This window comes from Saccharicrinis sp. 156, from assembly GCF_050589685.1.
In the GTDB taxonomy this organism is placed as follows: domain Bacteria; phylum Bacteroidota; class Bacteroidia; order Bacteroidales; family Marinilabiliaceae; genus Saccharicrinis.
Genome location: NZ_JBNGOS010000014.1, coordinates 1 through 22338, shown reverse-complemented (window position 1 = coordinate 22338; position 22338 = coordinate 1). Strand labels below are relative to the sequence as shown.

The 22338-nt window shown below is 39.5% G+C and carries 17 protein-coding genes; 5 read left to right on the top strand and 12 right to left on the bottom strand.

Annotation, left to right across the window (positions count from 1 at the left end):
• Positions 1 to 25 precede the first annotated feature (25 nt).
• The 5 genes from ACRD64_RS10595 to ACRD64_RS10575 all read right to left on the bottom strand — a co-directional run bounded on the left by ACRD64_RS10595 (position 26) and on the right by ACRD64_RS10575 (position 5054).
• Positions 26 to 1648, bottom strand: a complete 1623-nt coding sequence (locus tag ACRD64_RS10595; protein ID WP_430933315.1) for an AMP-binding protein — start codon at positions 1646 to 1648, stop codon at positions 26 to 28.
• 159 nt (positions 1649 to 1807) lie between these two features.
• The gene (locus tag ACRD64_RS10590; protein ID WP_430933314.1) at positions 1808 to 3100 is read right to left on the bottom strand and encodes a DUF445 domain-containing protein; all 1293 of its coding nucleotides are present in this window, start codon (positions 3098 to 3100) and stop codon (positions 1808 to 1810) included.
• A 314-nt stretch (positions 3101 to 3414) separates the two neighbouring features.
• Positions 3415 to 3783 carry a DUF6616 family protein gene (locus tag ACRD64_RS10585; protein ID WP_430933313.1) on the bottom strand — a complete coding sequence of 123 codons (369 nt, stop codon included), beginning with the start codon at positions 3781 to 3783 and terminating at the stop codon, positions 3415 to 3417.
• Positions 3784 to 3880: 97 nt separating this feature from the next.
• Positions 3881 to 4393: a hypothetical protein gene (locus ACRD64_RS10580; RefSeq protein WP_430933312.1), complete on the bottom strand. Its 513-nt coding sequence runs from the start codon at positions 4391 to 4393 to the stop codon at positions 3881 to 3883.
• A gap of 289 nt (positions 4394 to 4682) precedes the next feature.
• A complete protein-coding gene (locus ACRD64_RS10575) occupies positions 4683 to 5054 on the bottom strand; it encodes a VOC family protein (protein WP_430933311.1) in 372 nt (123 codons plus the stop codon).
• Between the two features lie 764 nt (positions 5055 to 5818).
• On the opposite strand from ACRD64_RS10575, the gene ACRD64_RS10570 reads away from it, so the two are divergent.
• The 4 genes from ACRD64_RS10570 (at position 5819) to nhaA (ending at position 11619) form a co-directional block, all read left to right on the top strand.
• The gene (locus ACRD64_RS10570; RefSeq protein ID WP_430933310.1) at positions 5819 to 6493 is read left to right on the top strand and encodes a hypothetical protein; all 675 of its coding nucleotides are present in this window, start codon (positions 5819 to 5821) and stop codon (positions 6491 to 6493) included.
• Between the two features lie 1228 nt (positions 6494 to 7721).
• Positions 7722 to 9146 (top strand): RapZ C-terminal domain-containing protein, encoded by a 1425-nt coding sequence (locus tag ACRD64_RS10565; RefSeq protein WP_430933309.1) that lies wholly within the window; start codon positions 7722 to 7724, stop codon positions 9144 to 9146.
• A 357-nt stretch (positions 9147 to 9503) separates the two neighbouring features.
• The gene (locus tag ACRD64_RS10560) at positions 9504 to 10235 is read left to right on the top strand and encodes a nucleotidyltransferase family protein (protein WP_430933308.1); all 732 of its coding nucleotides are present in this window, start codon (positions 9504 to 9506) and stop codon (positions 10233 to 10235) included.
• Between the two features lie 13 nt (positions 10236 to 10248).
• On the top strand, positions 10249 to 11619 hold the full coding sequence (gene nhaA, locus ACRD64_RS10555; RefSeq protein WP_430933307.1) for a Na+/H+ antiporter NhaA: 1371 nt from the start codon (positions 10249 to 10251) through the stop codon (positions 11617 to 11619).
• Positions 11620 to 11780: 161 nt separating this feature from the next.
• Here the strand turns inward: nhaA and ACRD64_RS10550 are convergent, their stop codons facing one another.
• Both ACRD64_RS10550 and ACRD64_RS10545 read right to left on the bottom strand, forming a co-directional pair.
• Positions 11781 to 12050 carry a DNA-binding protein gene (locus ACRD64_RS10550; protein WP_430933306.1) on the bottom strand — a complete coding sequence of 90 codons (270 nt, stop codon included), beginning with the start codon at positions 12048 to 12050 and terminating at the stop codon, positions 11781 to 11783.
• 301 nt (positions 12051 to 12351) lie between these two features.
• On the bottom strand, positions 12352 to 13047 hold the full coding sequence (locus ACRD64_RS10545) for a phosphatase PAP2 family protein (RefSeq protein WP_430933305.1): 696 nt from the start codon (positions 13045 to 13047) through the stop codon (positions 12352 to 12354).
• Between the two features lie 114 nt (positions 13048 to 13161).
• Between ACRD64_RS10545 and ACRD64_RS10540 the strand changes: the two genes are divergently transcribed.
• Positions 13162 to 14145, top strand: a complete 984-nt coding sequence (locus tag ACRD64_RS10540) for a diacylglycerol/lipid kinase family protein (protein ID WP_430933304.1) — start codon at positions 13162 to 13164, stop codon at positions 14143 to 14145.
• A 74-nt stretch (positions 14146 to 14219) separates the two neighbouring features.
• On the opposite strand, the gene yidC is transcribed toward ACRD64_RS10540, so the two are convergent.
• From yidC to ACRD64_RS10515, 5 genes are all read right to left on the bottom strand, one after another.
• A complete protein-coding gene (gene yidC, locus ACRD64_RS10535) occupies positions 14220 to 16082 on the bottom strand; it encodes a membrane protein insertase YidC (RefSeq protein WP_430933303.1) in 1863 nt (620 codons plus the stop codon).
• A gap of 37 nt (positions 16083 to 16119) precedes the next feature.
• The gene (locus ACRD64_RS10530; RefSeq protein WP_430933302.1) at positions 16120 to 17721 is read right to left on the bottom strand and encodes a CTP synthase; all 1602 of its coding nucleotides are present in this window, start codon (positions 17719 to 17721) and stop codon (positions 16120 to 16122) included.
• 227 nt (positions 17722 to 17948) lie between these two features.
• On the bottom strand, positions 17949 to 18437 hold the full coding sequence (locus tag ACRD64_RS10525; RefSeq protein ID WP_430933301.1) for a hypothetical protein: 489 nt from the start codon (positions 18435 to 18437) through the stop codon (positions 17949 to 17951).
• A 181-nt stretch (positions 18438 to 18618) separates the two neighbouring features.
• Positions 18619 to 20115, bottom strand: a complete 1497-nt coding sequence (locus ACRD64_RS10520) for a glycoside hydrolase family 10 protein (RefSeq protein ID WP_430933300.1) — start codon at positions 20113 to 20115, stop codon at positions 18619 to 18621.
• 37 nt (positions 20116 to 20152) lie between these two features.
• The gene (locus tag ACRD64_RS10515; protein ID WP_430933299.1) at positions 20153 to 21841 is read right to left on the bottom strand and encodes a beta-N-acetylhexosaminidase; all 1689 of its coding nucleotides are present in this window, start codon (positions 21839 to 21841) and stop codon (positions 20153 to 20155) included.
• Positions 21842 to 22338: the final 497 nt, after the last annotated feature.

Here is a 22338-nt window from a genome sequence, read left to right as displayed (position 1 = left end):
TCACTGAGTTAAAGCCAAACGCTTTCTATCGATGCGACAAACCCAACTCTTCGGCAGATATCTCGCGCATTTCCACTTTTCGGACTTTGCCGGTTACCGTGGTTGGGAACTCGTTTACAAACTTCCAATATTTAGGAATTTTAAAAGTAGCAATCTGACCTTTGCAATAGGCTTTTAATTCTTCTTCTGCTATTTGAGTACCGTTTTTTAAAATCACCCAGGCCATCACCTCTTCGCCATATTTAAAGTCAGGAACACCGATCACCTGAACCTCTTTAATGGCATCATGATTATGCAAGAACTCTTCAACCTCGAATGGTGAAATATTTTCCCCTCCCCTAATGATCATATCCTTGATACGACCAACAATTTTCACATATCCATCTTCATCCATTTCGGCAAGGTCACCCGTATGCATCCAGCGTCCTTCATCAATAACGGAGGCAGTTGCTTCCGGATTGTTCCAATATTTTAACATCACCGAATAGCCGCGTGTACATAATTCTCCCCGCGTTCCCCTTGGTGCAATTTTCCCTGTTTCCGGGTCTATGATTTTTAACTCTATATGGGGATGTACCTTACCAACAGTAGCACACCTTCTGTACTCATTGTCGTCGACGAAGGTTTGCGTGCTTACCGGCGATGTTTCGGTCATACCGTAACAGATCCCTACCTCCTTCATGTTCATTTGTTCGCGGACGGCCCTCATGGTGGATTCAGGACATGATGCCCCGGCCATGATTCCTGTACGCAACATCGAAAAGTCAAATTCCTTGAATCGTGGGTGGTTCAACTCGGCAATAAACATCAACGGAACCCCGTACAGCGAGGTACATTTTTCGTCCTGAACCGTTTGCATTACCACCTCGGCATCAAATGCTTCACCTGTCAACACCATACATGATCCATGTGTAATACAGGCCAGATTGGCCAGTACCATACCGAAACAGTGATAGAGAGGAACCGGAATACAGACTTTGTCCGTTTCTGTGTATTTTAATCGCTCACCAATAAAATAACCATTGTTCAAAATATTATGATGCGATAAGGTAGCTCCCTTGGGGAATCCCGTTGTACCCGAAGTATATTGAATATTGATGGGATCATCGAACTGAAGTTCATCTTCAATAGAGTTCAACTCTTCAGTTGTGATTTTTTTACCCGCCCCCAACATAGTTTGCCAATCATGGTCAATAACCACGATATGTTTCAGGTAGATACATTCGGCACGTACTTCATTCAGGATTTCAATATAATTGGTCTTTCTGAACCCTTTGGACATGATCAACAGACTAACCCCGGACTGTTTCAGGGCATACTTCAGTTCAGACGCTTTATAAGCCGGGTTGATATTTACCATAACTGCCCCAATGCGGGCAGTAGCAAATTGAACCAACACCCACTCAAATCGGTTTGCCGACCAAATACCTACCCGGTCACCTTTTTTAACACCATAGCTCAAAATACCTTTGGCTACTTCTTCCACATCTTGCCAAAACTCTTTATAGGTAGCCCTGTAATTTTGATAGGGCACTGACAACGCTTCGCATTCCGGAAATCTTTCAACTGTTTCTTTTAGCTTTTCTGCGATAGTAACGCCCAATAACGGTTTATCTGAAGCACCGCTTTCGTATGATAATTTTGTCACGATAAGTAATGTTTGATTTTTAAAAAGGCCATAAATGTAATAAGGAATTTGCAAAACTTGATTAAAATCACGAAATCTTCGCGACTTTAATTCCACTTTATCAAGCATTCATCCAGACCAAAGCGAAAGCGATTAGCGTATATTTTGTGCTTACTAATTTTAAATAATATTCAAAATTAACCTCATGGATGCAATGAACACCCCTACCAAACCGCCAACTACAGCGCCGTTTAACCTGATAAACTGAAGATCGTTCCCCACTTTTTCTTCTATCTGGCCAACCAACTCGGTATCATCCAGCTTTGACAAACTCAGACGCACCATCTCGCCTATTTCGTGATGGTATTTACTAATCAGTTCACTGATGTTTAAGCGTAACCATCTATCTATTTTATCCTGGCTGTTTTTGTCTCCTTCCAGTTCTAGCAGCAGCTTATCCACATTATTTTCAATAAAACCTGAAATTACAGATTCCTTTTCATTTAATTGCTGACTTAGAGACTGCCTTAAATTGGACAAAAGACTTTGAATCATATGTTTCGCATCGGCATTATGAATCAGTTTCTCTTTCCAGCCGTCGACCATTTGTGTGGCTTCCTGGTCGCCTGAGATCAGTTTGTTCGAGAAATGCAAGATGTTATCTTCAACTTTAACACGTATTTGATGCCGGGGATCATTCTTGGCCTCTTCGATGAACTCGTTCATCGAAATCAGAATTTTATCGGTTATTACCTCACTGTCCATAACTCCCAGGCCACCCGCAATACCCAAAAAAATACCTTTAAACAAGCCTTCGCTCTTGTATTCGTCCAATTGCCTCTCTACCAGGTGAAGCAAGGCTAAGCGGGTAGAATTATCGTAAATGGTTTTTTGCGCCGAATCAAGAACCATCATCCATAACTGCTCGTGTTCGCCTTCCCTGATCGATCTTTTAATCCAGTTACCAAGTGGAGCGGATACATTCAGATCTTTTATTTGCTCCCTTAAGACAGATTGGATAAACCCGGCCACCTCAGGGGTGTCCAGCTCTTCGGTTAGTCTACCAAAAGTATCCTTTAAAAAACCGACCACCCGTCTTTTATTCTGAGGTAGGTGCAAAGCCTCAATGACATTTTTAACAATGGAGAATTCGGCAATTTTTTCCCTGATAATGTCCGGTGCCAGCCATTTGTTGGTAACCAGGTCTACCACACCTTCGGTTAGTTTCATACGATTACGAACAATTATATTGGTGTGTTTTTTAACCACCGGGATCGGTATTTCATGGAACAGTGCGCTTACCGCAAACCAATCGGCAAAACCACCGATGGTTGCCGCCTCAAAACCGGACAATAAAATATGCCAGTAGGGATTCACCAAATATTCAAATGAGAGAAGTAATTGTACGGTTATCAACCCAAAGATGGAGATTAGCAAGGAAATTATTCCTATTTTATTTTTATGATTGCCCATTTAATGCAAAGGTTTTGTTATCGAATCCTTAAACCATGTATAATGTAGCAATTATTCAAGTCAAAACCTTTAAATCCGATAAGAAATCACAATGAAATTAACAAATCCTATCCTTCCGGATTCCTGAGGGCAAACCGTTCCGCTCCCGGGTTTTGTTAAGCCGGGGAGTGAATTCTGTCCCGTGCTTTATTTTTCGGGCATTTTGTCATATCCCATCAAAATCATCTACCTTAACGAGGACAAGCCAAAAACCTGTTTGGTTTTTGGCTTGTCCTCGTTAGTCGGCAATATTAACACGCTATCTTTAAAGAAAGTTATATGTTTTTTTCAATCATAACTTGTTCCTTCTTCAAATCAATCATCCGACCAATGACCGTCTCAGTGCCCAAGTCCTGCCCTGATACATTAATCTGTTCAAAGTAATTGTACCACCCGGAAGTTTCCACAATTTCCTGAAACTTCTCCAACAGATCACCTGACGGGAATTTAGTGATCGCAAAGAAATCGTAATCCGCTTTGTAAGGTGAGGAATCATCATTTGTGCCCCACGCATCCACAATTACCCCTTCCGAAATTAAATCGGCCATTGCGGGCCCAATTTGTACCACAAAGTCCTCACGCTTACGCTTTGATAAATCGTACCATGCATCTTTGGCCTTCCAAAATTCAATAAAAATTCTCATACTATCATTGATTAAAGTTAACTGAATGTTCAATAGTGTACAGGGATATGTTTAATCTGTTCCTTATATTTCTATAACAGACTAAGTTTTATTAAGTTCACCGTTTTCTCAAATACTTTTTAGGAATTTTAACACCGTTAGAGTCTCCTGTCCAAACCAGGTTTGCTATCCACCACCTCTCGCTATGGTATACAAGCTGGTAACTGTTAATCCCACGTTCTTCTTTTGATTCCGAATCTTTGGCATAAAAACTTTGAAACACATGCGCTATGCCGTTATATTCATCCACCGCTTTTCCCAATTCATATTCAGTAAACCCCTTTTTGTAATATTCGTCAGATAGGTGTGCTATAAATTCGTCCACGCTAACCGTTTCTATCGGGATAGGATGGTCTTCATCGTGATATACAACCGTCATACGTGCAGTGGGTAAAAACAAGTTCCTGAACGCGTCCCAATTTCTTTCTTTACCTTCCTCTCCTGATATAATGTTCAGTACCTCCTTTACAATGCCTTTGATGGACTTAGTGGGATCAGAGTTTCTGCCCCTTTGTTGTGCTTTCAGCGAAAACGAAATCAGAAATATGACTACAAATACAATTTTTTTCATCTGTTCAGATATAATTTAGATTAGGGATAAGAAACCGAGGCTAATCCTAAGGTTTGTGTTATTCGTGCACTAGGACCATTTTGTTTAAACCCGGATATGTATTAAAGGTACGTAACGTGGATTTAAAATACCATGAAACAAGCGGTTGCTGAAACGAGGCATAACCTGTTCCGATTACTTTCGGGGGCACCACTCCGGTGAGTTGAAGAAACTTTGTGAAATGCCTTGTTTCGAAGTAGTTTAATTGCGTAACGCGATTTCTAATGCATATGGCGGGTAAACCATACAATTAACGATGCTGATCCACCAAAATGGGGTTTCCATCTGGATCCAGTATTACAAAACTTGCCGGCCCTGTTGTTGTTTCATCGGCTTCCGATTGAAATTCAATCCCCTTGTCTTTGAGTTGTTTTTGAATTTCGCGCACATCGGTAAAAGGGTTGACCTCTTGCGCGTTTTTGTCCCATCCCGGATTGAAGGTCAGTATGTTTTGATCGAACATGCCCTGGAAAAGCCCAACCGTTGCACTCCCGTTTTGCATGATCAACCAGTTTTGGTTGATATCGCCTCCAAAAACGGCAAAACCAAGTTTTTCGTAAAATGCCTTGGATGCATGAATATCCTTTACGGCAAGACTGATAGAAAATGTACCTAGTTGCATATGTCATAATTTTATGTGGTAGTAGCTGAACAATGAGGCGGGTACTTTGGTTCGGTCAGTTTAAATTATAAATCCGGGCCATGATCAACCCAATAAAAATACAAGTATCAATCCTTATACTACTGGCACATGGATGCGCCATCTCCATAACATGGTCGGCAATCCAATAACAGTCCCGAAACATTATCTGACGGCGTGGAAATGGACATTAACACCCAAGAAGCGGAAGCCTACATTAGGGTAATGATCCCTGTAAGTAAAGAATAAAAAGGTGACAAACAAGAAAAGATAGGTGACTGTTGCGAAATTCAATCTGACGCTTTAGAAATGAACTCTGACAGTAAAGAAATGGCATCTTACAGTCAAGAAATGACATCTTACAGTCAAGAATCGGCAGGTAGCAGCGACGAAAAGACAACAGTCAACCGCCCGAACCCATATGGATTTCACGAAAAGAGACCTGTATAATACCGGGAGTTGTTTAACAATCAATAACTCCGAAATTATGTATGGCACCCTACGAACTAGTTCAAGAATTATTTTCTAAAATCATATACCGTTAAATTTAAAAATACTAAAACATCATACTCCAGTTCCACTAATCCCATTTATCAACACAATCCAAAGTCTTATCATCTATAACCAGACTTTCATCACATACATGAATAAACGAACGAATAATTTGAATATCTTATTGCTAATCTTAATATTAAATTAAGAAACCATTAAATAGCCTTTTATTCATTAACTAAATTATATTTACCATGAATGCCAGACAACGTAACAAAGTAGCTATGTTCAAGGCTGTCGACAAGGTGTTCAACACCTTTAACACAGAAATAAACTCCATTCCGGCACTTGGGGAACAAGTAAACCTATTCTATGCAACTTCCGGAAAAATACAAGAGGTCTATCAAATCCAACAGGGGCTTTCAAATAGCAACAGCGCTTTAAAAGTAAAAGAGGAAGCGGAATTGATTGAGGCCACCGTTGAAATGGCTGCTGCGCTTTTTGTATATGCACAGATTAACAGCATGCCGGATTTACAAGCCAAGTGTGCCGTAACACCTTCTCAACTCGAAAAAATGCCCGACGAGATGCTTCAAGCTGCCTGCCTCAACATCTACCGGGAAGCTGAAAAACTAAACGGTAACTTAACCGACTACGGGAAAGGGCCTGAGGACATAACTGCGCTTAAAAAGGAAATTGATGATTTTGTCAATATCGTCAGTGCCCCCCGTGCTGCCATAGTAACCCGCTCGCAAGCCACCACCGAACTGGACAAACTGATAAAAGATTGCACCAACCTGCTTACGGATAAAATCGATAAGCTAATGCTTCTTATTCAAAACAAAAACCTAAAGGTTTATAATACTTACAAAGCTGCCAGGGTAATCGTTGACCTAAGAAAAGGAAAAACCATAGTTGAGCAGGAGTAGTTTAACAAATAGCCTATATTAGCTGGTAACAAAAAATGAGGTTTCGTAATCGCTGATGCGTTTTTTTATATTTTGAAGGGAAGGCTGCCCGAAAGGGCAGTCTTTTTTTAGTGGATGAAGAGATGACCATCCCGAATCGTTACTGCTGAATCAACTTGCTTTGAAATGGAATCGGAACCGGAAGGCGCATGAACCATTTATCATGGGGTGTATCATATTACAGCCAGGTATGATATTTTAAATTCAGTTGCGGTCCGATTGTTAGGAATTCATCTCCACAAAACCAAACTCTAACACCCATACATTCAGAGACCTTGCTGACAAAAGTCACAACGTAGTACATTTACCTGTAAACCTCCCAGAAAGTGGGATTATATACCACGGTAGATTAAAAAAAACATCGATTAGAAATATTGCCAAAAACAAAAGCATCCTGTCAATCGGTCAGGATGCCTTTGTTTTTCAAATTCTTTTTGGTTACCTAATAACTTACTGAATTATTTTAGTAACCCAGCAATCACCTATTTTAAAGTGCGTTCAATTGTTTAATCAATTTAATTCTCTCCCTATGTACAATTACGATTGCTAAAGTTACTGCAACAACATAAATAATGCTCATAATGAATGATCTTTAAAAGTGAACAACTAGAAAATGTGATCTCAAAAGTATTAAAATTTTCTTACAATTGTAAAAATATGTAAATATTTTTATTTTTTTGACTATTCTTTGATTATGTTCTAGTCATTAAAAGATCCTGAATACCTTGGCGCATAAAAAGCAATTCCGAAAAATAAATATCATTGATAAAAATCACTCTTTGATTCGGTATCAACAGTAATCTGTAATTATACCGACACATAATAAGGCTTACTTCAAGGTCAAAATGGTATTATAAACCGGATGCTTTATCCATCATTTTGATATACCACTGGTATTAACCCTGATGATGTATTAGAGATACGTAATGGGCATTTAAAATACATACAACAAAGCGTTACTGAAACGAGGCATAACTTGTCCCGATTACTTTCGGGAGCACAGCCCTGTTGAGTCGCAGCAAAGCAGTGAAACCCCTTGTTTTGAAGTAGTTGAATTGCGTAACAGGATTTCTGATGCATATTACGGGTTAAAGGCCATTCCCAGTGGCCATAGCCTGTTGTAAAAGAACTGTGGACTTTTTTCATTAGCTTTGAACACAGAATAAACAGACCATAAACACCATCATCAATGGAACAAGATAAATTGCAGCTTTTAATGAAAATGTTCACGCGCAACACCGGTGAGCAAGTGGAATCTATGAATATGCTACCCGTATCGGGATCGTACCGGGAGTATGTTCGTTTTAAAGGTGGTGGTAAATCCGCATTAGGCGCTTACAACTCCGATAAAAAGGAAAACATTGCTTTTGTCGGATTCTCGGAACACTTTCATGCCAAAGGATTAAATGTTCCAAAAATATTTGAAAACGATGCAGAAAATAATGTGTACCTGTTGGAAGACCTGGGCGATACCACCTTGTTTGATTTTCTGCAGAGAAACAGAACCGAGGACGAATTCTCGGAAGCGCTCATAGAAATATATAAAAAGACCATTGAAGAACTGGTCTTGTTTCAGCTCAAAGGAACCGAAGGACTGGATTTTGAATTGTGTTACCCTCGAAAAGCCTTTGACCGGCAGTCGATGCAATGGGATTTACACTACTTTAAATATTACTTTTTGAAGCTGGCCCAGGTGCCGTTCGACGAGCAAAAATTAGAGGAAGACTTCCAGTGTCTGATGGATTTCTTACTGGAAGCAGAACATCACTATTTTTTATACCGCGATTTTCAGTCCCGTAATATCATGGTAAAAAGTGGCGAACCCTGGTTTATTGATTATCAGGGAGGTCGTAAAGGTGCGCTGCAATACGACTTAGCATCTCTTTTGTATGACGGCAAAGCCGATATTCCTGTCGACTTGCGCGAAATGTTATACAACCATTATATCCAGACATTAAAAAAACACAAGGAAGTAGATGAAGCATCTTTTAAGAATCACTTTTTAGGTTATGTGTACATCCGGATTATGCAAGCTATGGGAGCCTATGGATTTAGAGGGTTTTACGAGAAAAAGGAACATTTTTTAAAAAGTATTCCGTTTGCACTTAAAAACATTACCTATCTGTTGACCAACCATCCTTTGCCCATAAATATGCCGGAACTCAACACGGTACTGGATGCATTGACCCATAACGAAAAACTATTAAGAATCAATGCACTGACGGTTACAATCAATAGTTTTTCGTACAAAAGAGGAATCCCCTACGATATGAGTGGTAACGGAGGGGGTTTTGTATTTGATTGCCGGGCCATCCATAACCCGGGAAGATATGCAGCATACCAGCACGTAACCGGGAAAGACGAATCCGTTATTAAGTTTTTTGAAAATGAGCCTGAGATGGAAGAATTCCTGGGAAGCGTATTTCCCTTGATATCAAAATCGGTTGAGAAATATATTTCCAGAAACTTTAAACATTTGATGGTAAATTTTGGTTGTACAGGAGGTCAGCATCGATCGGTATATAGTGCTGAAAGAATGGCCAAATATATTCGGGAAAATTATCCTGTAACTGTTAAGCTTAGACATATAGAACAGGAAATCAAAAAAGGGTAAAGTCATGGGAAGCAAAAAATGTAAGGATTCAAATAAAAAAGATTTGGATTCCGAAAAACAAAAGAAACATAAGTATAAATGCAAGAAGTGTGACCTGACTGCAAACAAGGAAAAAAAGCTTTGTAAACCGATTAAAAACTAAAATTCCCTCGCAAAAACTATCGTTAGGTGATCGAAAAAGGTTACGGCATTAATTGTTTTCTACAATATGTATCGGTTCAATACAATCACTGTAAATTCTAGCTTGTCATTGGCATTTTTTTCTATTAAATTAACGTCCCGTCCCCTTTTCAATATACGCTATATCATTAAATTTCTTATTATTGTAAAAATTAACACGAGTACAAAAGATAATTGATGAACGCACTTATTTTTGCCGCAGGCCTGGGAACACGCCTGTCACACATCACTAAAAACAAGCCCAAAGCATTGGTTGAGGTAGCGGGGAAACCCATGTTACAGCATGCCATTGAAAAGCTGGTTGGTATTGGTGTAACGCGCATAATTATCAATGTACATCATTATTCAGGTGCGGTTAAAGATTTCATATCTACATTAAACTATCCCAATACTGAGCTTTTTATATCCGACGAGAGTGCGGAACTATTGGAAACCGGTGGCGGATTGCTCAAAGCAGCTCCATTATTCGTTCCCGATAAAAACATTGTTCTATACAATGCTGATGTGTTAACCGGTGCGGATCTCAACAAGATGGTGGCCTATCACCAAAACAATGGTGGCATAGCCACTTTGATGGTAAAAAAAAGGCCTACAACCAGGTACTTTTTATTCGATAAAGACCATAGACTCTCCGGATGGGAAAACATTTCCACTGGTGCACGACGCATCACCCGCAAACAAAACGCTTACGAATCATTGGCTTTTTCCGGAATCCACATTATTAACCCAACATTAATACCCCAATTGGGCAACATACGCAAGTTTTCCATAACCAATGGATATCTTGATCTTTCTGCAGAAAACGCCATCTTTGGATGGAAAGATTGGGATGAATACTGGTTTGACATTGGCACACCGGAAAAATTAGAGTTAGCCAACAAGTATTTAAATCAGAAAACATTAGACTAACAATTATTATAAGATGACAAAGACTGAAAATCAAAAAGACTTGACTTACTTTCAGCGATTCTTCAAAGGTATTACAGGAGGAAGCGCACTTTTAATGATAGCCACATTTGCAGCCGTTGTTTGGGCCAATGTAGATCATGAAATTTACGAACACACCTGGCACGATGTGCTGACCATTGATGTCAACAAGTTTCATTTAAAAATGAGCTGGCACCACTGGATTAATGACGGACTAATGGCTATTTTCTTTTTTGTGGTAGGATTGGAGATAAAACGGGAATTCCTGGCCGGGGAGTTAAGTTCTTTTAAGCAAGCATCCTTACCTATCTTTGCCGCTGTTGGCGGTATGGTTGTTCCTATTATCTTTTTCTTCGCCTTCGGACTGGAAGGAGAGGCAAACAACGGCTGGGGGATTCCGATGGCTACCGACATTGCTTTTTCCTTAGGTATCCTGGGTATGCTAGGGAAGCGTGTTCCGCTTGGTTTAAAGGTATTTTTAACCGCATTGGCCATCGTGGATGATTTGGGCGCCGTTTTGGTGATTGCTTTGTTTTATGGAGGTGAACTTCAATGGACTTATTTGATAATAGCAGCTGTTCTATTAGGTATTTTGGCCATTGCCAACTTGCGCAACATTCAGGATTTACGCTTATATACATTCTTAGGTTTTATTATTTGGTATTTGTTCATTGTGTCGGGTGTTGAAGGACCGGGTTCCGGATTACATGCTACCATTGCTGGTGTGCTTATTGCATTTACTATCCCGGCCAGACCCAAGGTACATATCGATAAATTCTTACCCCGGGTAAATCATGGGCTCGAACATTTTGGCAGTATCGCCAAAAACGAACACGAAATTGTATTAACCGACGAACAACTGCATGCTGTAGACGAAATTGAATATGCGGTTCAAAAAGTAAGAAGCCCATTGCAGTATATCGAACACCAGTTCCATGGTTTTATCAGCGTGTTTGTGCTTCCGGTATTTGCCCTGGCCAATGCAGGGGTAGTCTTGAGCGCCGGGCATGATGGGGCAGAAGTTTTAACCATGGTTTCTTTCGCCATCGCTATCAGTCTGGTTTTTGGTAAAGTGATTGGTATTACCTTCTTTTCGTGGTTGGCCGTGCGACTAGGGTTTTCGATTAAGCCCAAGGGATCTTCCTGGTTGTCGTTTGCCGGTTTAGGTCTCCTGGGAGGTATCGGATTTACCATGTCGATATTTATTGCCAGTTTAGCCTATACCAATTCGGCTGAGATCTTGAATCAAGCTAAAATCGGAATCTTCCTGGGATCCATAGTTGCCGGTGTGGCTGGGTTCTATATATTGAAGTACTCTTTAAAAAGAGACGAAACAATGAGGAACCGAGGCGAAAAGGTGAAATAATCAATTATATAAACTGGGAAATGCCAAAATGAAGCTTTCCTGCGTTGGGACTTGCCCACAACACCTTCATATTTTGAGTTTAGTATGGGTTATGTGGTATAAATACCCATAAAAAAAGGTGCTTATTCAGCACCTTTTTTTGATTATCTTGGTTTCACCTATTAATTAATAGCGTGGACATCTTTTTTTCCTTCCAAGATGTCTTTTGCGAATTCTAATATTGTTGTGTCATCTAGTTCTACAACTCCTCCATCAGGCCCTGGTTCAATATGAATACCAACGCTTCTGCCCCTATCGTAATTTTTTCCTCCAAAATAATTCCGAACGGTCTCTACATTTAAGTCTAATTCTTCTGCGATTGTTCTCATGCTGCCGTTTGGCAAACTGTCTTTAAGCTTTCTTAGCTGATTGAAAGTGATTGTAGTGCTCATAAGCCATATCATTTTAAATTCGAAGTTCTTTAAATATAGACATTAAATTTTAAAATTAAAACACATTTAACTTTAAAGTAAAAGGCTTGAAGCGAGAATTTTGTAAGAAGCCTTGATTTTAGGCGGTTTGTCCTGGCACAAAAAAAGTATATTATTCGTACACTTTTTTTGTAAGCGATTATTTAAATATACATACCTGAAGAATACAATATTATTCTTAATATTTTTAATGTAAAAAAGTAATGGTAAAACAGGATTAACCACCGATTGTACCTCGGTGCCTACACGGTATATCATTCCGTCAATGCAACATTACCTTAGCTGCAATAAGCACCAGAATAAAAGTTAATATTCCTGTGAATAAGACCTGCATCACTTGAGGGTGTTTAAACTGCTCGGCTATACCACGGGCTAAACCTTTGTTATTGAAAAAAGTTAAGCGAACAAACTTAGGCAAAAGTGCCCCGTAAATTTTATATACTACATAACCGAGTGAAGCCCCCAACACAAATCCTCCCAGAACATCTCCCGGGAAGTGGACCCCTAGATAGATTCTGGAATAACCAACGAACACGGACCATACGAGAATAAATAATGAATAAAGCCTGTTCCTGAACAAGAGTGAAGTAAATACAGCAATACCCATGGTGTTGGTGGCATGTGACGATACAAAACCAAACTTCCCTCCCCGGTAACCAAACACGGTTTTTACCAGGTCCTTCAAGTCAGCATTGTGTGTTGGCCTTAATCGTTCAAAACCATACTTGAATATGTCCGTGGAGATTCTATCACAAAGTACAACCAAAATAATAACAGCTAGAATAGTGGTCCAACTTTGCCACTGTTGCCCTTTGACCATGGCATAAATAACCATAACATAAAAGGGAACCCAAACAAGCGTACTCGAAGTTAACCAAAACACGAGGTCCCAAAATTCAGTATGGTAATAATTCAATAATAATAGCAAGTTACTGTCTAGCTGCAATAGTGTTTCCATAGGAAATATCCGTTTTTCGTTCCTAAATCTAATTCTTTTTTGATATTAATTAAAGACAATCCGGTAATTCGGCATTGTTTTGTAATTTTGTATAGCTAAATACCATACGTAAAAATGACAAAAAGGATTCTTTTTCTTATTAATCCGGTATCGGGAGTTGGAAAACAAAGGACAATTGAGCGATATATCGAGTCGGAACTGGATTGCAACAAACTCTCCGTGGACATAGACTATACCGAATTCAGAGCTCATGCCCGCGAACTTGCCGGGAAAGCAGTTGGTCAATACGACGCAGTTGTAGCTGTGGGAGGTGACGGAACCGTGAACGAAGTGGCCTCAAAGCTGGTGGGCACCGATACGGCTTTGGCTATAGTCCCAACCGGTTCGGGTAACGGATTAGCACGTTTTATGCAGATACCCATGCGCATTAACAAGGCCATTCAAAGTCTGAATTATTTTCACGAGAAAAAAATAGATACCATGAAGGTCAACCAGTATTGCTCCGTAAATGTGGCCGGAATTGGTTTTGACGCACATATCAGCCATAATTTTGAAGGGAAAAAGTTAAGGGGCCCGTTAGGCTATCTGCAACTTATTACCACTGAATTTGCCGGCTACCAGTCGGACACCTACCAGCTGAAGATCGACGGAAAAGTTTATAACAGGAAAGCATTTCTGATTAGTTTTGCCAACTCATCACAGTACGGCAACAATATACATATTGCCCCCAACGCTCAAATCGATGATGGATTGATAGATGTAAGCATCATTCGAGACTTCCCAATGTTTGATGCTCCCGCCATGATTTTCAGCCTCCTGGACAAATCCATCAACAAAAACGACAACGACGAGGTGGTGAGAGCGAAAAGGATTGAGATAGAACACCCCAGCGAGCTTAAAGCGCACGTCGATGGCGAACCTGTTTTGTTGGGAAAGAAAGCCATCATAGAAATAAAACCTTTATCCTTGAAGATTATTGTTCCGCCGGATCACTTGATCGAGAACTCCATACTGGACCCTATAAAGGAAATCATCCCGAATATACAGGATACATTAAACCTGGATAACATTTGGAATTTGAAGTTGCCGAAAACTTAAGAAAAGGATAAAAAAAGTTGGAAGCGATAACAGGATCACTTCCAACTTGTAACTTACCACCTTATCAATAAAGGCTATTTTCTTTTTTTCTTTTTTTGCTGCTGTAAATGCTGTTGTTTCTGCATTTCTTCCAATCTGGCCTGGAACCCGGACTTCTTTTTAGGTTTCTTTTGGTTAGCATTTAACTTGGCCAAAATGGCTTCTTCGTCTACAAACCTTCTAATCAAAATAGTTTGTAATATTGTAATCAAAGTGGACACGAAGTAATAATAACTTAAACCGGAAGCATAGTTATTAAAGAACACCAAAAACATCACCGGCATCATATACATCATACCTTTCATTCCCGGCATCTGACTGGTTGATTGCGTCATTTCCTGGTTCATCTTGGTATAAACAATGTTGGTGATCGACATCAACAAACAGAACAAACTAACATGGTCGCCATAAAACGGGATGGTAAACGGCAAGTCCCAAATGGAATCGTAGCTCGACAAGTCAGATGCCCATAAAAAGCTTTCGTGTCTTAACTCGATTGAAGCCGGGAAGAAACGGAACATGGCAAACAGGATCGGCATCTGCAACAACATGGGCAAACACCCACCTAACGGACTCACCCCGGCTTTGCTATACAAGGCCATAGTAGCCTTTTGACGCTCCATTGCTTTATCCGCAGGGATCTTCTCATTAATCTGGTCGATCTGCGGCTTTAGCACCCGCATTTTAGCCGTTGACATATAGGATTTGTAGGTCAACGGGAACAATACCAGCTTAATAATTAAAGTTAATAACAAGATGATTAAACCGTAACTTGCAATACCTCCTTCTAACCAGTTAAATATTGGAATAATAGCGTATTTGTTGATCCAACCAAAAATACCCCATCCTAAAGGAACAATCTCCTGAAGATCAAGGTCTTTAAATTTTTTCAACGTTTTATATTTGTTAGGCCCAAAGTAAAACTGGAACGACTTCTCGTTTAGTCTTCCACCTTTGTGGGGTATAACCAAGGATGCGGTATTGGTGCTCAATATAGGTGAATTATCTTCCTCCGCATATACATTCACATCCACCCTACCCCCGGCAAATTTATCTTTGGCAATCAAGATTGATGAAAAGAACTGATCTTTGAAAGCCATCCATTTTACCGGTGTTCTAAAATCTTCATCACCCGACTTACCTGAGATGTCGTCCACCACATCTTGATCGTATTTAAAATATACGCCGGAGTATTGAATTTCGAATTTACGTCCTTTTTCCTGGGCTATCACATCCATTTTCCAATCCAGGTCAAAGCCACCGCGGTTAGCCTGGATGATATCTTCGATATTATTCTGAATGATGTTAAAATCTAACAAATAAGCCTTGGCAGTCAGCTTGTAATCAAAAGACATAAACTGATCATCGCCCAAGTTTAGTTTAAACTTTAGGATAGAATCGTTACTTGCTGCTTCATCTATACTGAAGTAGAGGTTATTCGTGTTAAGAATACGGTTGTTATGAAAGAAGTTAAATCCAAATTGGTTTACATCTCCATCAAAAAGCACCAAAGGTTTTTCTTCGAAATTGGTATATTCCTTAAGCTCTACCGAATATACTTTTGCGCCCCGGCTGGAAAACTTAACTTTAATCCGTTCATTTTCCAAGGTATAAAACTTATTCTCCCCTTCAACAGCGCTTGCGAAAAGACCAAATTTATCGGCCAATTGTTTTTGGGCTGAACTATCGGCAACGGTTGTTGATTCTACCTTTGTTTCAACCACCACATTACTTTGCTCTCTAGCGGCTTCTTTTGTGGCAGAAGCCTCAACTTTCGCTATCGAATCCTGATATCTTTTTTGTGCTTCTATTTCTTCTTCACTGGGTTTATTGATCCACCAAAACAGCCCTAATATAGCGGCTATCAGAATCATGCCCGTAACGGAATTCTTATCCATTTTTACTTTGTTTCTTGATTTAAATTTTTAGTAGTTCTTATTTACTGATGGCAGCTTGTACGAACGACATAAATATAGGATGCGGTTTTAACACGGTACTACTATATTCCGGGTGAAACTGAACACCAACAAACCACTTCAATCCTGGCACCTCAACAATTTCTGCCAATCCGGTTTCAGGGTTGTATCCACTGGCTATCATACCGTTTTCTTCAAATTGTGCCAGATAATCGCTGTTAAACTCATATCTGTGCCTATGTCTTTCATGTGTCGTCTTTAAACCGTAAGCCTCATAAGCTTTGCTACCTTCTTTTAGGGCACACTCGTATGCACCCAATCGCATAGTACCCCCCATGTCGGTCACATTCTTTTGATCTTCCATCAAATCAATTACCGGGTATGGAGAAAGGTGGTCCATTTCCGTAGAGTTCGCCTTATCCAGTTTAATCACATTACGTGCATATTCTATAACTGCACATTGCATTCCCAGGCAGATACCCAAAAACACTATGTTGTTTTCACGCGTATATTTTACGGTTTCCAGCTTTCCTTCAATTCCGCGGTTCCCGAACCCTGGTGCTACCAAAACAGCATCCAGACCTGCTAACTTCTCCGCCACGTTTTCTTCGTTGATACTTTCGGAGTGAATCAGTTTAATCTCCGCTTTTCTGTCATTATAAGTACATGCGTGAATTAAAGCTTCAATAATTGATTTATAGGCATCGGCCAACTCAACATATTTCCCTACCAATCCAATCGTTACCTTTTTTTCGGCCCCTTTCATCTTGGCCAAATAATTTTTCCATTTTTTTAAGTCAGGTTTTTTGTTGACGGGCAATTCCAGTTTTTCCAGGCAAATTTCGTCCAACCCTTCTTCCTGCATTTTAACAGGCACTTCGTAAATAGTGGATACATCAATAGATTGAATAACCGCGCGTGGGTTTACGTTACAGAACAAGGCTACTTTTTTGCGGATATCGGCTCCTAAGTCGTGTTCGGTGCGTAACACCAAGACATCCGGTTGAACCCCGGCCTCAAGCAATGTTTTCACGGAGTGTTGCGTAGGCTTGGTCTTTAACTCACCGGAAGCGTTCAGGTAAGGAACCAAAGTCAAATGAATAACCAGGGCCCTGTTTCCTAATTCCCATTTTAACTGACGAACGGCTTCAACATAGGGTAATGATTCAATATCACCTACGGTACCGCCAATTTCGGTTATCACCACATCAAATTTGTGCTTGGTGCCCAAAAGCTTAATGTTGCGTTTTATTTCATCGGTAATATGAGGAATAATCTGAACCGTTTTACCTAAATAGTCCCCTTTACGCTCTTTATTAATAACGTTTTGATATATTCTTCCCGTAGTTACATTATTGGCCTGAGAAGTAGGCACATTCAAAAAACGTTCGTAGTGCCCCAAATCCAAATCGGTTTCCGCACCATCCTCTGTTACATAACACTCTCCGTGCTCGTACGGATTCAACGTTCCCGGATCCACGTTCAAATATGGATCTAACTTTTGAATAGTAACTTTATATCCTCTCGATTGTAACAGCTTGGCCAACGAAGCTGAAATAATTCCTTTACCTAGCGACGAGGCTACCCCTCCTGTTACAAAAATATATCTTGTATCCGGCACTGTATCAACAATTTAAATTAAAACTATAATTCTTGCACAAAAATAAAGTTACAAAGGTAAAAATTAATGGGTAAATAAAAAGGAACCAACGGGCAGTATATTTGACTATGGTAAGATATTAAAACGAATTATGAACGATACGTATTTGGAATGTTTGTCGCTGAAATGTTTGTGTGCCGTTGTTCACTCAAACATGCTTGGCGCTTGCTACAACGGTTAAAGATTTGCTAATTAGCAACACCTTTATCTTGTTTTAAATTGTTTTTTGTTAAGGCGGCAAGGGCTTTGTTTCCTATGAGTAACGATATATTCATATTGCTCAATCCATTTTTAATATACCGTTTTTCTCCATCGATTACTTTATATTGCAACAAACCACTCCTTTCCCAACTAATTTTATCTGTCTGATTATAGTTCCTTATTTTTTCTTTCAACTGACTCATCACCACATCTTCCATTAAGCTAAAGTCTTGTTCCATACGTAGGGCCTCTTGTTCCATAGAATCTGCCATCTGCCATGCGCTGGATGAGGGGGAATTCTTTTTTTTTACTTCGCTGATCCACCCTTTCAACTTACTAAGGTCGCCTGTTTTCAACCATATTTTAGCTTGCGTCCGTTTAATTTTATTTTTGTTTTCTCTATTGGATATCATAAACATGATAACGACCAAAAGGATAATTGGCATGGCTTTTAATAATGTAGTTAATTCTAGCATAAGACGCACACTTAATTAAATGAGGTAAAATCCCCTTCACATCTTCCAAGCCATTAAAAAGCAAAATAAAAATAACACTCTTTACAGGCAGAACAAGTCAGCGTTACATTGCTAACATTTTATGAATGATATATTAATATTGGAAAAAGCAACTATCCAATCTCAGTATTTTTCGCGATAACTATTTAAAAAATATACAGGTTGATTCCATGTTTGTTTTACTGATTCCGGTTACCACGTAGTAGTATCTATCCGGATCTGTAAATTTGTTAACCGTTCCATTCACACTATTTGCTCCAGTAATCCTTACAATGTTTTCGCTGCTTTCCGTATTTGCTGGCTTTCCCTTTTTAAATTTATAGATAACAAAATAATCATTGTTTTCACCTGACTCCCAGTTCAGATTTATCGTATTGCCCACTACTTCGATTCTTGCATTTTTAGGTGCTTGGGCCGGAATCTGCTCCACCCGCATGTTTACCGGAGGCAGCGCTTCATATCTATACATATGCTTAGCCATCTTCTCCTTTAAATTTAACGGATTTCTTTTTAGGTATTTAGCACTAAAAAACATACTCCCGTCAATATTAGGAATCGATCTGTTCAGTTTAATTTGCCTGATTATTTCTTTTGAGGAATGCCAGGCTTTATCTTTTGATTTTTTATCTATCCTATATAATCCCTGGCCGGTGTATAAACGACAACCAAAGGCATTCTTGCTCCACCAATCGGCTATTATGGCATAATCTGCCACCTCTTTTCCAATATGCCAATAAATTTGGGGAGTTACATAGTCAATCCACCCTTCCTTATCCCACTTTAATACATCAGCGTATAAATCGTCGTAATTGGTTTGACCAGCACTTGTAGCAGAACCTCTGGGATCTTTTGACTGGTTTCGCCAAACACCGAAAGGCGAGATTCCAAACTCGATATGTGGATTTATCTTTTCAATGGTATCGTGCAATTGCTTAATGATTAAATCAACATTGTCCCTGCGCCAATCTTCTTTATCGCCGGGTTCAAATCCTCTTGGATACATTTCAAACGCCTCCTGGTCCTGAAAATCTTTTCCTGCAATTCGGTAAGGGTAAAAATAGTCGTCGAAATGGATACCGTCCACGGCATACCTCCTGACAATATCGGCAACAACAGAAGCCACATGATTACGTGTTTCCGGCAATCCAGGATTGAAGTAGCTCTTTTTTCCATATGACACGAACCACTCCGGATGCAACCGGGTAGGATGATTTTCCGAAATAGAGCTTCGCGCTGTATCAAACACAGCTCTGTAAGGGTTTAGCCATACCTGTATATCTAATCCTCGCATCTTGCACTCCTCGATGGTAAATTGAAGGGGGTCGTAAAACGGCTCAGGTGCTTGACCTTGCTCTCCGATTAACCATTGCGACCAAGGTTCTAATGCAGATGGATAAAACGCATCTGAAGCCGGACGAATTTGAAACACCACCGTATTCATCTTATATGCTTTGGCCAGATCCAGTAGTTCAATCATTTCATCTTTTTGCATTTCAACCGAAAGACCAGACTTGGAGGGCCAATCAATATTAGCCACGGAAGCTATCCACACAGCACGCATCTCTCTTTTGGGGTAATCTTTTGCTTGGGCCTTAAAACCTAAGCACACCACCAGTAACAGTAAAATATATTTTTTCATAAGATTGATATGGAATAGGAGTTAAATAACGCTTCCGTTATTTATGATCATCAAACACATGTGTTGCATAGTTGAGCCCCATGGCATCGTACCTGTTTTTAAAATGATTTAATCGGGATGTAAAATCTTCCCATTCTTTTAATTCTTTTTTTGTCCATACCGCTTCCGACAATGCGGTTAATCTGGGCAATAGCATATATTCGGCATATTCTTCGGTGCCTATATACTCTGTCCATAAATTAGCCTGACCACCCAAAATATACTTCTGTTCTTCCGTATTTAATTCATCCGGAACAGGGTCAAAAGCATATACTTTTTCCACAGGTAAGAATCCTCCAATGGCAATCGGTTCTTTCTCCTTGTCTTCCGATTGGTAGTGGTCGAAGTAACAATGAGAATTTGGACTCATAATCACATCATGTCCGGATTTTGCGGCAGCAATTCCTCCTGCGTTTCCTCTCCAAGACATTACGGTGGCATTGGGTGCCAGTCCACCTTCCAATATCTCGTCCCAACCAATAATCTGTTTCCCCTTGCTGTTTACAAACTTCTCTATTCGTGTAATAAAGTAGCTTTGCAATTCATGCTCATCTTTTAAGTCATGTGCTGCCATTCTTTTTTGGCAATGCGGACATCTTTCCCAATTCCCTTTAGGACATTCATCCCCTCCAATATGTACGTATTTCGAAGGAAATAAATCCATCACTTCGGCCAGTACGTCTTCTAAAAAAGCAAAGGTTTCTTCTTTCCCTGCACAATAAACATCATCATAAACACCCCACGATTCCTGTACAACTTTAGGATTACCATTTTTCTGTGCCTTTTTAGAACCCTCTGAAATAAGGCTATTGGGAACGATACTTTGCTCTTTCGGAAAGCAGCTTAAATTGGTATACGCTGCAATAGCAGCACTACTATGACCGGGAAGTTCTATTTCAGGAATAACAGTGATATGTTTTTGGGCAGCATATGCTATTACCTCTTTAATCTCCTCCTGAGTATAAAAGCCACCGTATTTCTTGTTATCGTTTTCAGTTCCCGGATAATTACCTACAATTGTACCATTTCTCCACGCTCCTATTTCCGTTAATTTTGGATATTTTTTAATTTCAATACGCCATCCTTGATCCTCTGTCAGGTGCCAATGAAAGGTATTCATTTTGTGCAATGCCAATACATCTAAATACCGCTTTATAAATTCTACGGAATAAAAGTGACGACATACATCCAGGTGCATCCCTCTATACGAAAATCTCGGGGCATCCTTTATTAAAGTAGCAGGAATAGTTAATTCTTGAACTGATGTTTTCGCTTCTATTTGGGAGGGCAGTAATTGTCGTAAGGTCTGAATTCCGTAGAAAATGCCTTTTGCTGTTTTAGCCAAGATCTCAATTTTATTGTATTGAACCGATAAAACATACTCTTCTTCACCAGACATTGATGCATCCAGCTTTAACTGAATATTACCCTGGTTTGCAAACGAAATACTTTCCCCACTTGCTTCACTAAGCATTTTTGCAAGGTAATTACCTTCGGCTGCCAAAACTTCCCCACCGTACACTTGGGTTTTATGGTTGATTTTAAATCGACCATTTAAAACCTTTACCAATTCTGGCTTTGGTATAATCATATAGTCCTTTTCTGAATTAACATGTTCCTTAAGTTCATTATCACATGACGATAAAACCAACAGGCATGTTATTAACACATAAAAAATCTTAGTCATTTTTCCGTTATTTATAAAGTGAAAAATTATTTCCTGCTTAGATGATTAACAAATAGGAAGTAACTTCTTCATGAATATATTTGTAAATTTTACATTTATTCTGCGCACACCAAATTTAGTAACTCTATAAAAATAAATAAAACTTTGTTCTTCTTTTAACCGTGCAGTTTATTATCCTTAAGCGTTGTTTTTCAATTTCCGTTTGATATAATACACCAAACGGCGACAACAATACATTATGATTGTGTCGACCAGTACAATTTTCGTGACCCTTTAACAACGATTTCACCATAAAAATAGATTCCAATTTAATATCACAGGAAGTAGCCCCAACCATCACTTTAACCCGGATTATGTATTGGAGGTTCGTCATGCGCATGGCAAGTACAATAAAACAAGGCATTACCCAAACGAGGCATCACTTGTCCCGATTACTTTCCATAGCCGTTAACTTTAGCCATTAAAAATTAAATTAATTATTTCTGGATGCGTTTGTT

Coding starts and splice junctions, on each gene's coding strand:
- ACRD64_RS10590 (WP_430933314.1), bottom strand. CDS start 3,100: ATGGGCAATCATAAAAATAAAATAGGAATAATTTCCTTGCTAATCTCC.
- ACRD64_RS10585 (WP_430933313.1), bottom strand. CDS start 3,783: ATGAGAATTTTTATTGAATTTTGGAAGGCCAAAGATGCATGGTACGAT.
- ACRD64_RS10580 (WP_430933312.1), bottom strand. CDS start 4,393: ATGAAAAAAATTGTATTTGTAGTCATATTTCTGATTTCGTTTTCGCTG.
- ACRD64_RS10575 (WP_430933311.1), bottom strand. CDS start 5,054: ATGCAACTAGGTACATTTTCTATCAGTCTTGCCGTAAAGGATATTCAT.
- ACRD64_RS10570 (WP_430933310.1), top strand. CDS start 5,819: ATGAATGCCAGACAACGTAACAAAGTAGCTATGTTCAAGGCTGTCGAC.
- ACRD64_RS10565 (WP_430933309.1), top strand. CDS start 7,722: ATGGAACAAGATAAATTGCAGCTTTTAATGAAAATGTTCACGCGCAAC.
- ACRD64_RS10560 (WP_430933308.1), top strand. CDS start 9,504: ATGAACGCACTTATTTTTGCCGCAGGCCTGGGAACACGCCTGTCACAC.
- nhaA (WP_430933307.1), top strand. CDS start 10,249: ATGACAAAGACTGAAAATCAAAAAGACTTGACTTACTTTCAGCGATTC.
- ACRD64_RS10550 (WP_430933306.1), bottom strand. CDS start 12,050: ATGAGCACTACAATCACTTTCAATCAGCTAAGAAAGCTTAAAGACAGT.
- ACRD64_RS10545 (WP_430933305.1), bottom strand. CDS start 13,047: ATGGAAACACTATTGCAGCTAGACAGTAACTTGCTATTATTATTGAAT.
- ACRD64_RS10540 (WP_430933304.1), top strand. CDS start 13,162: ATGACAAAAAGGATTCTTTTTCTTATTAATCCGGTATCGGGAGTTGGA.
- yidC (WP_430933303.1), bottom strand. CDS start 16,082: ATGGATAAGAATTCCGTTACGGGCATGATTCTGATAGCCGCTATATTA.
- ACRD64_RS10525 (WP_430933301.1), bottom strand. CDS start 18,437: ATGCTAGAATTAACTACATTATTAAAAGCCATGCCAATTATCCTTTTG.
- ACRD64_RS10520 (WP_430933300.1), bottom strand. CDS start 20,115: ATGAAAAAATATATTTTACTGTTACTGGTGGTGTGCTTAGGTTTTAAG.
- ACRD64_RS10515 (WP_430933299.1), bottom strand. CDS start 21,841: ATGACTAAGATTTTTTATGTGTTAATAACATGCCTGTTGGTTTTATCG.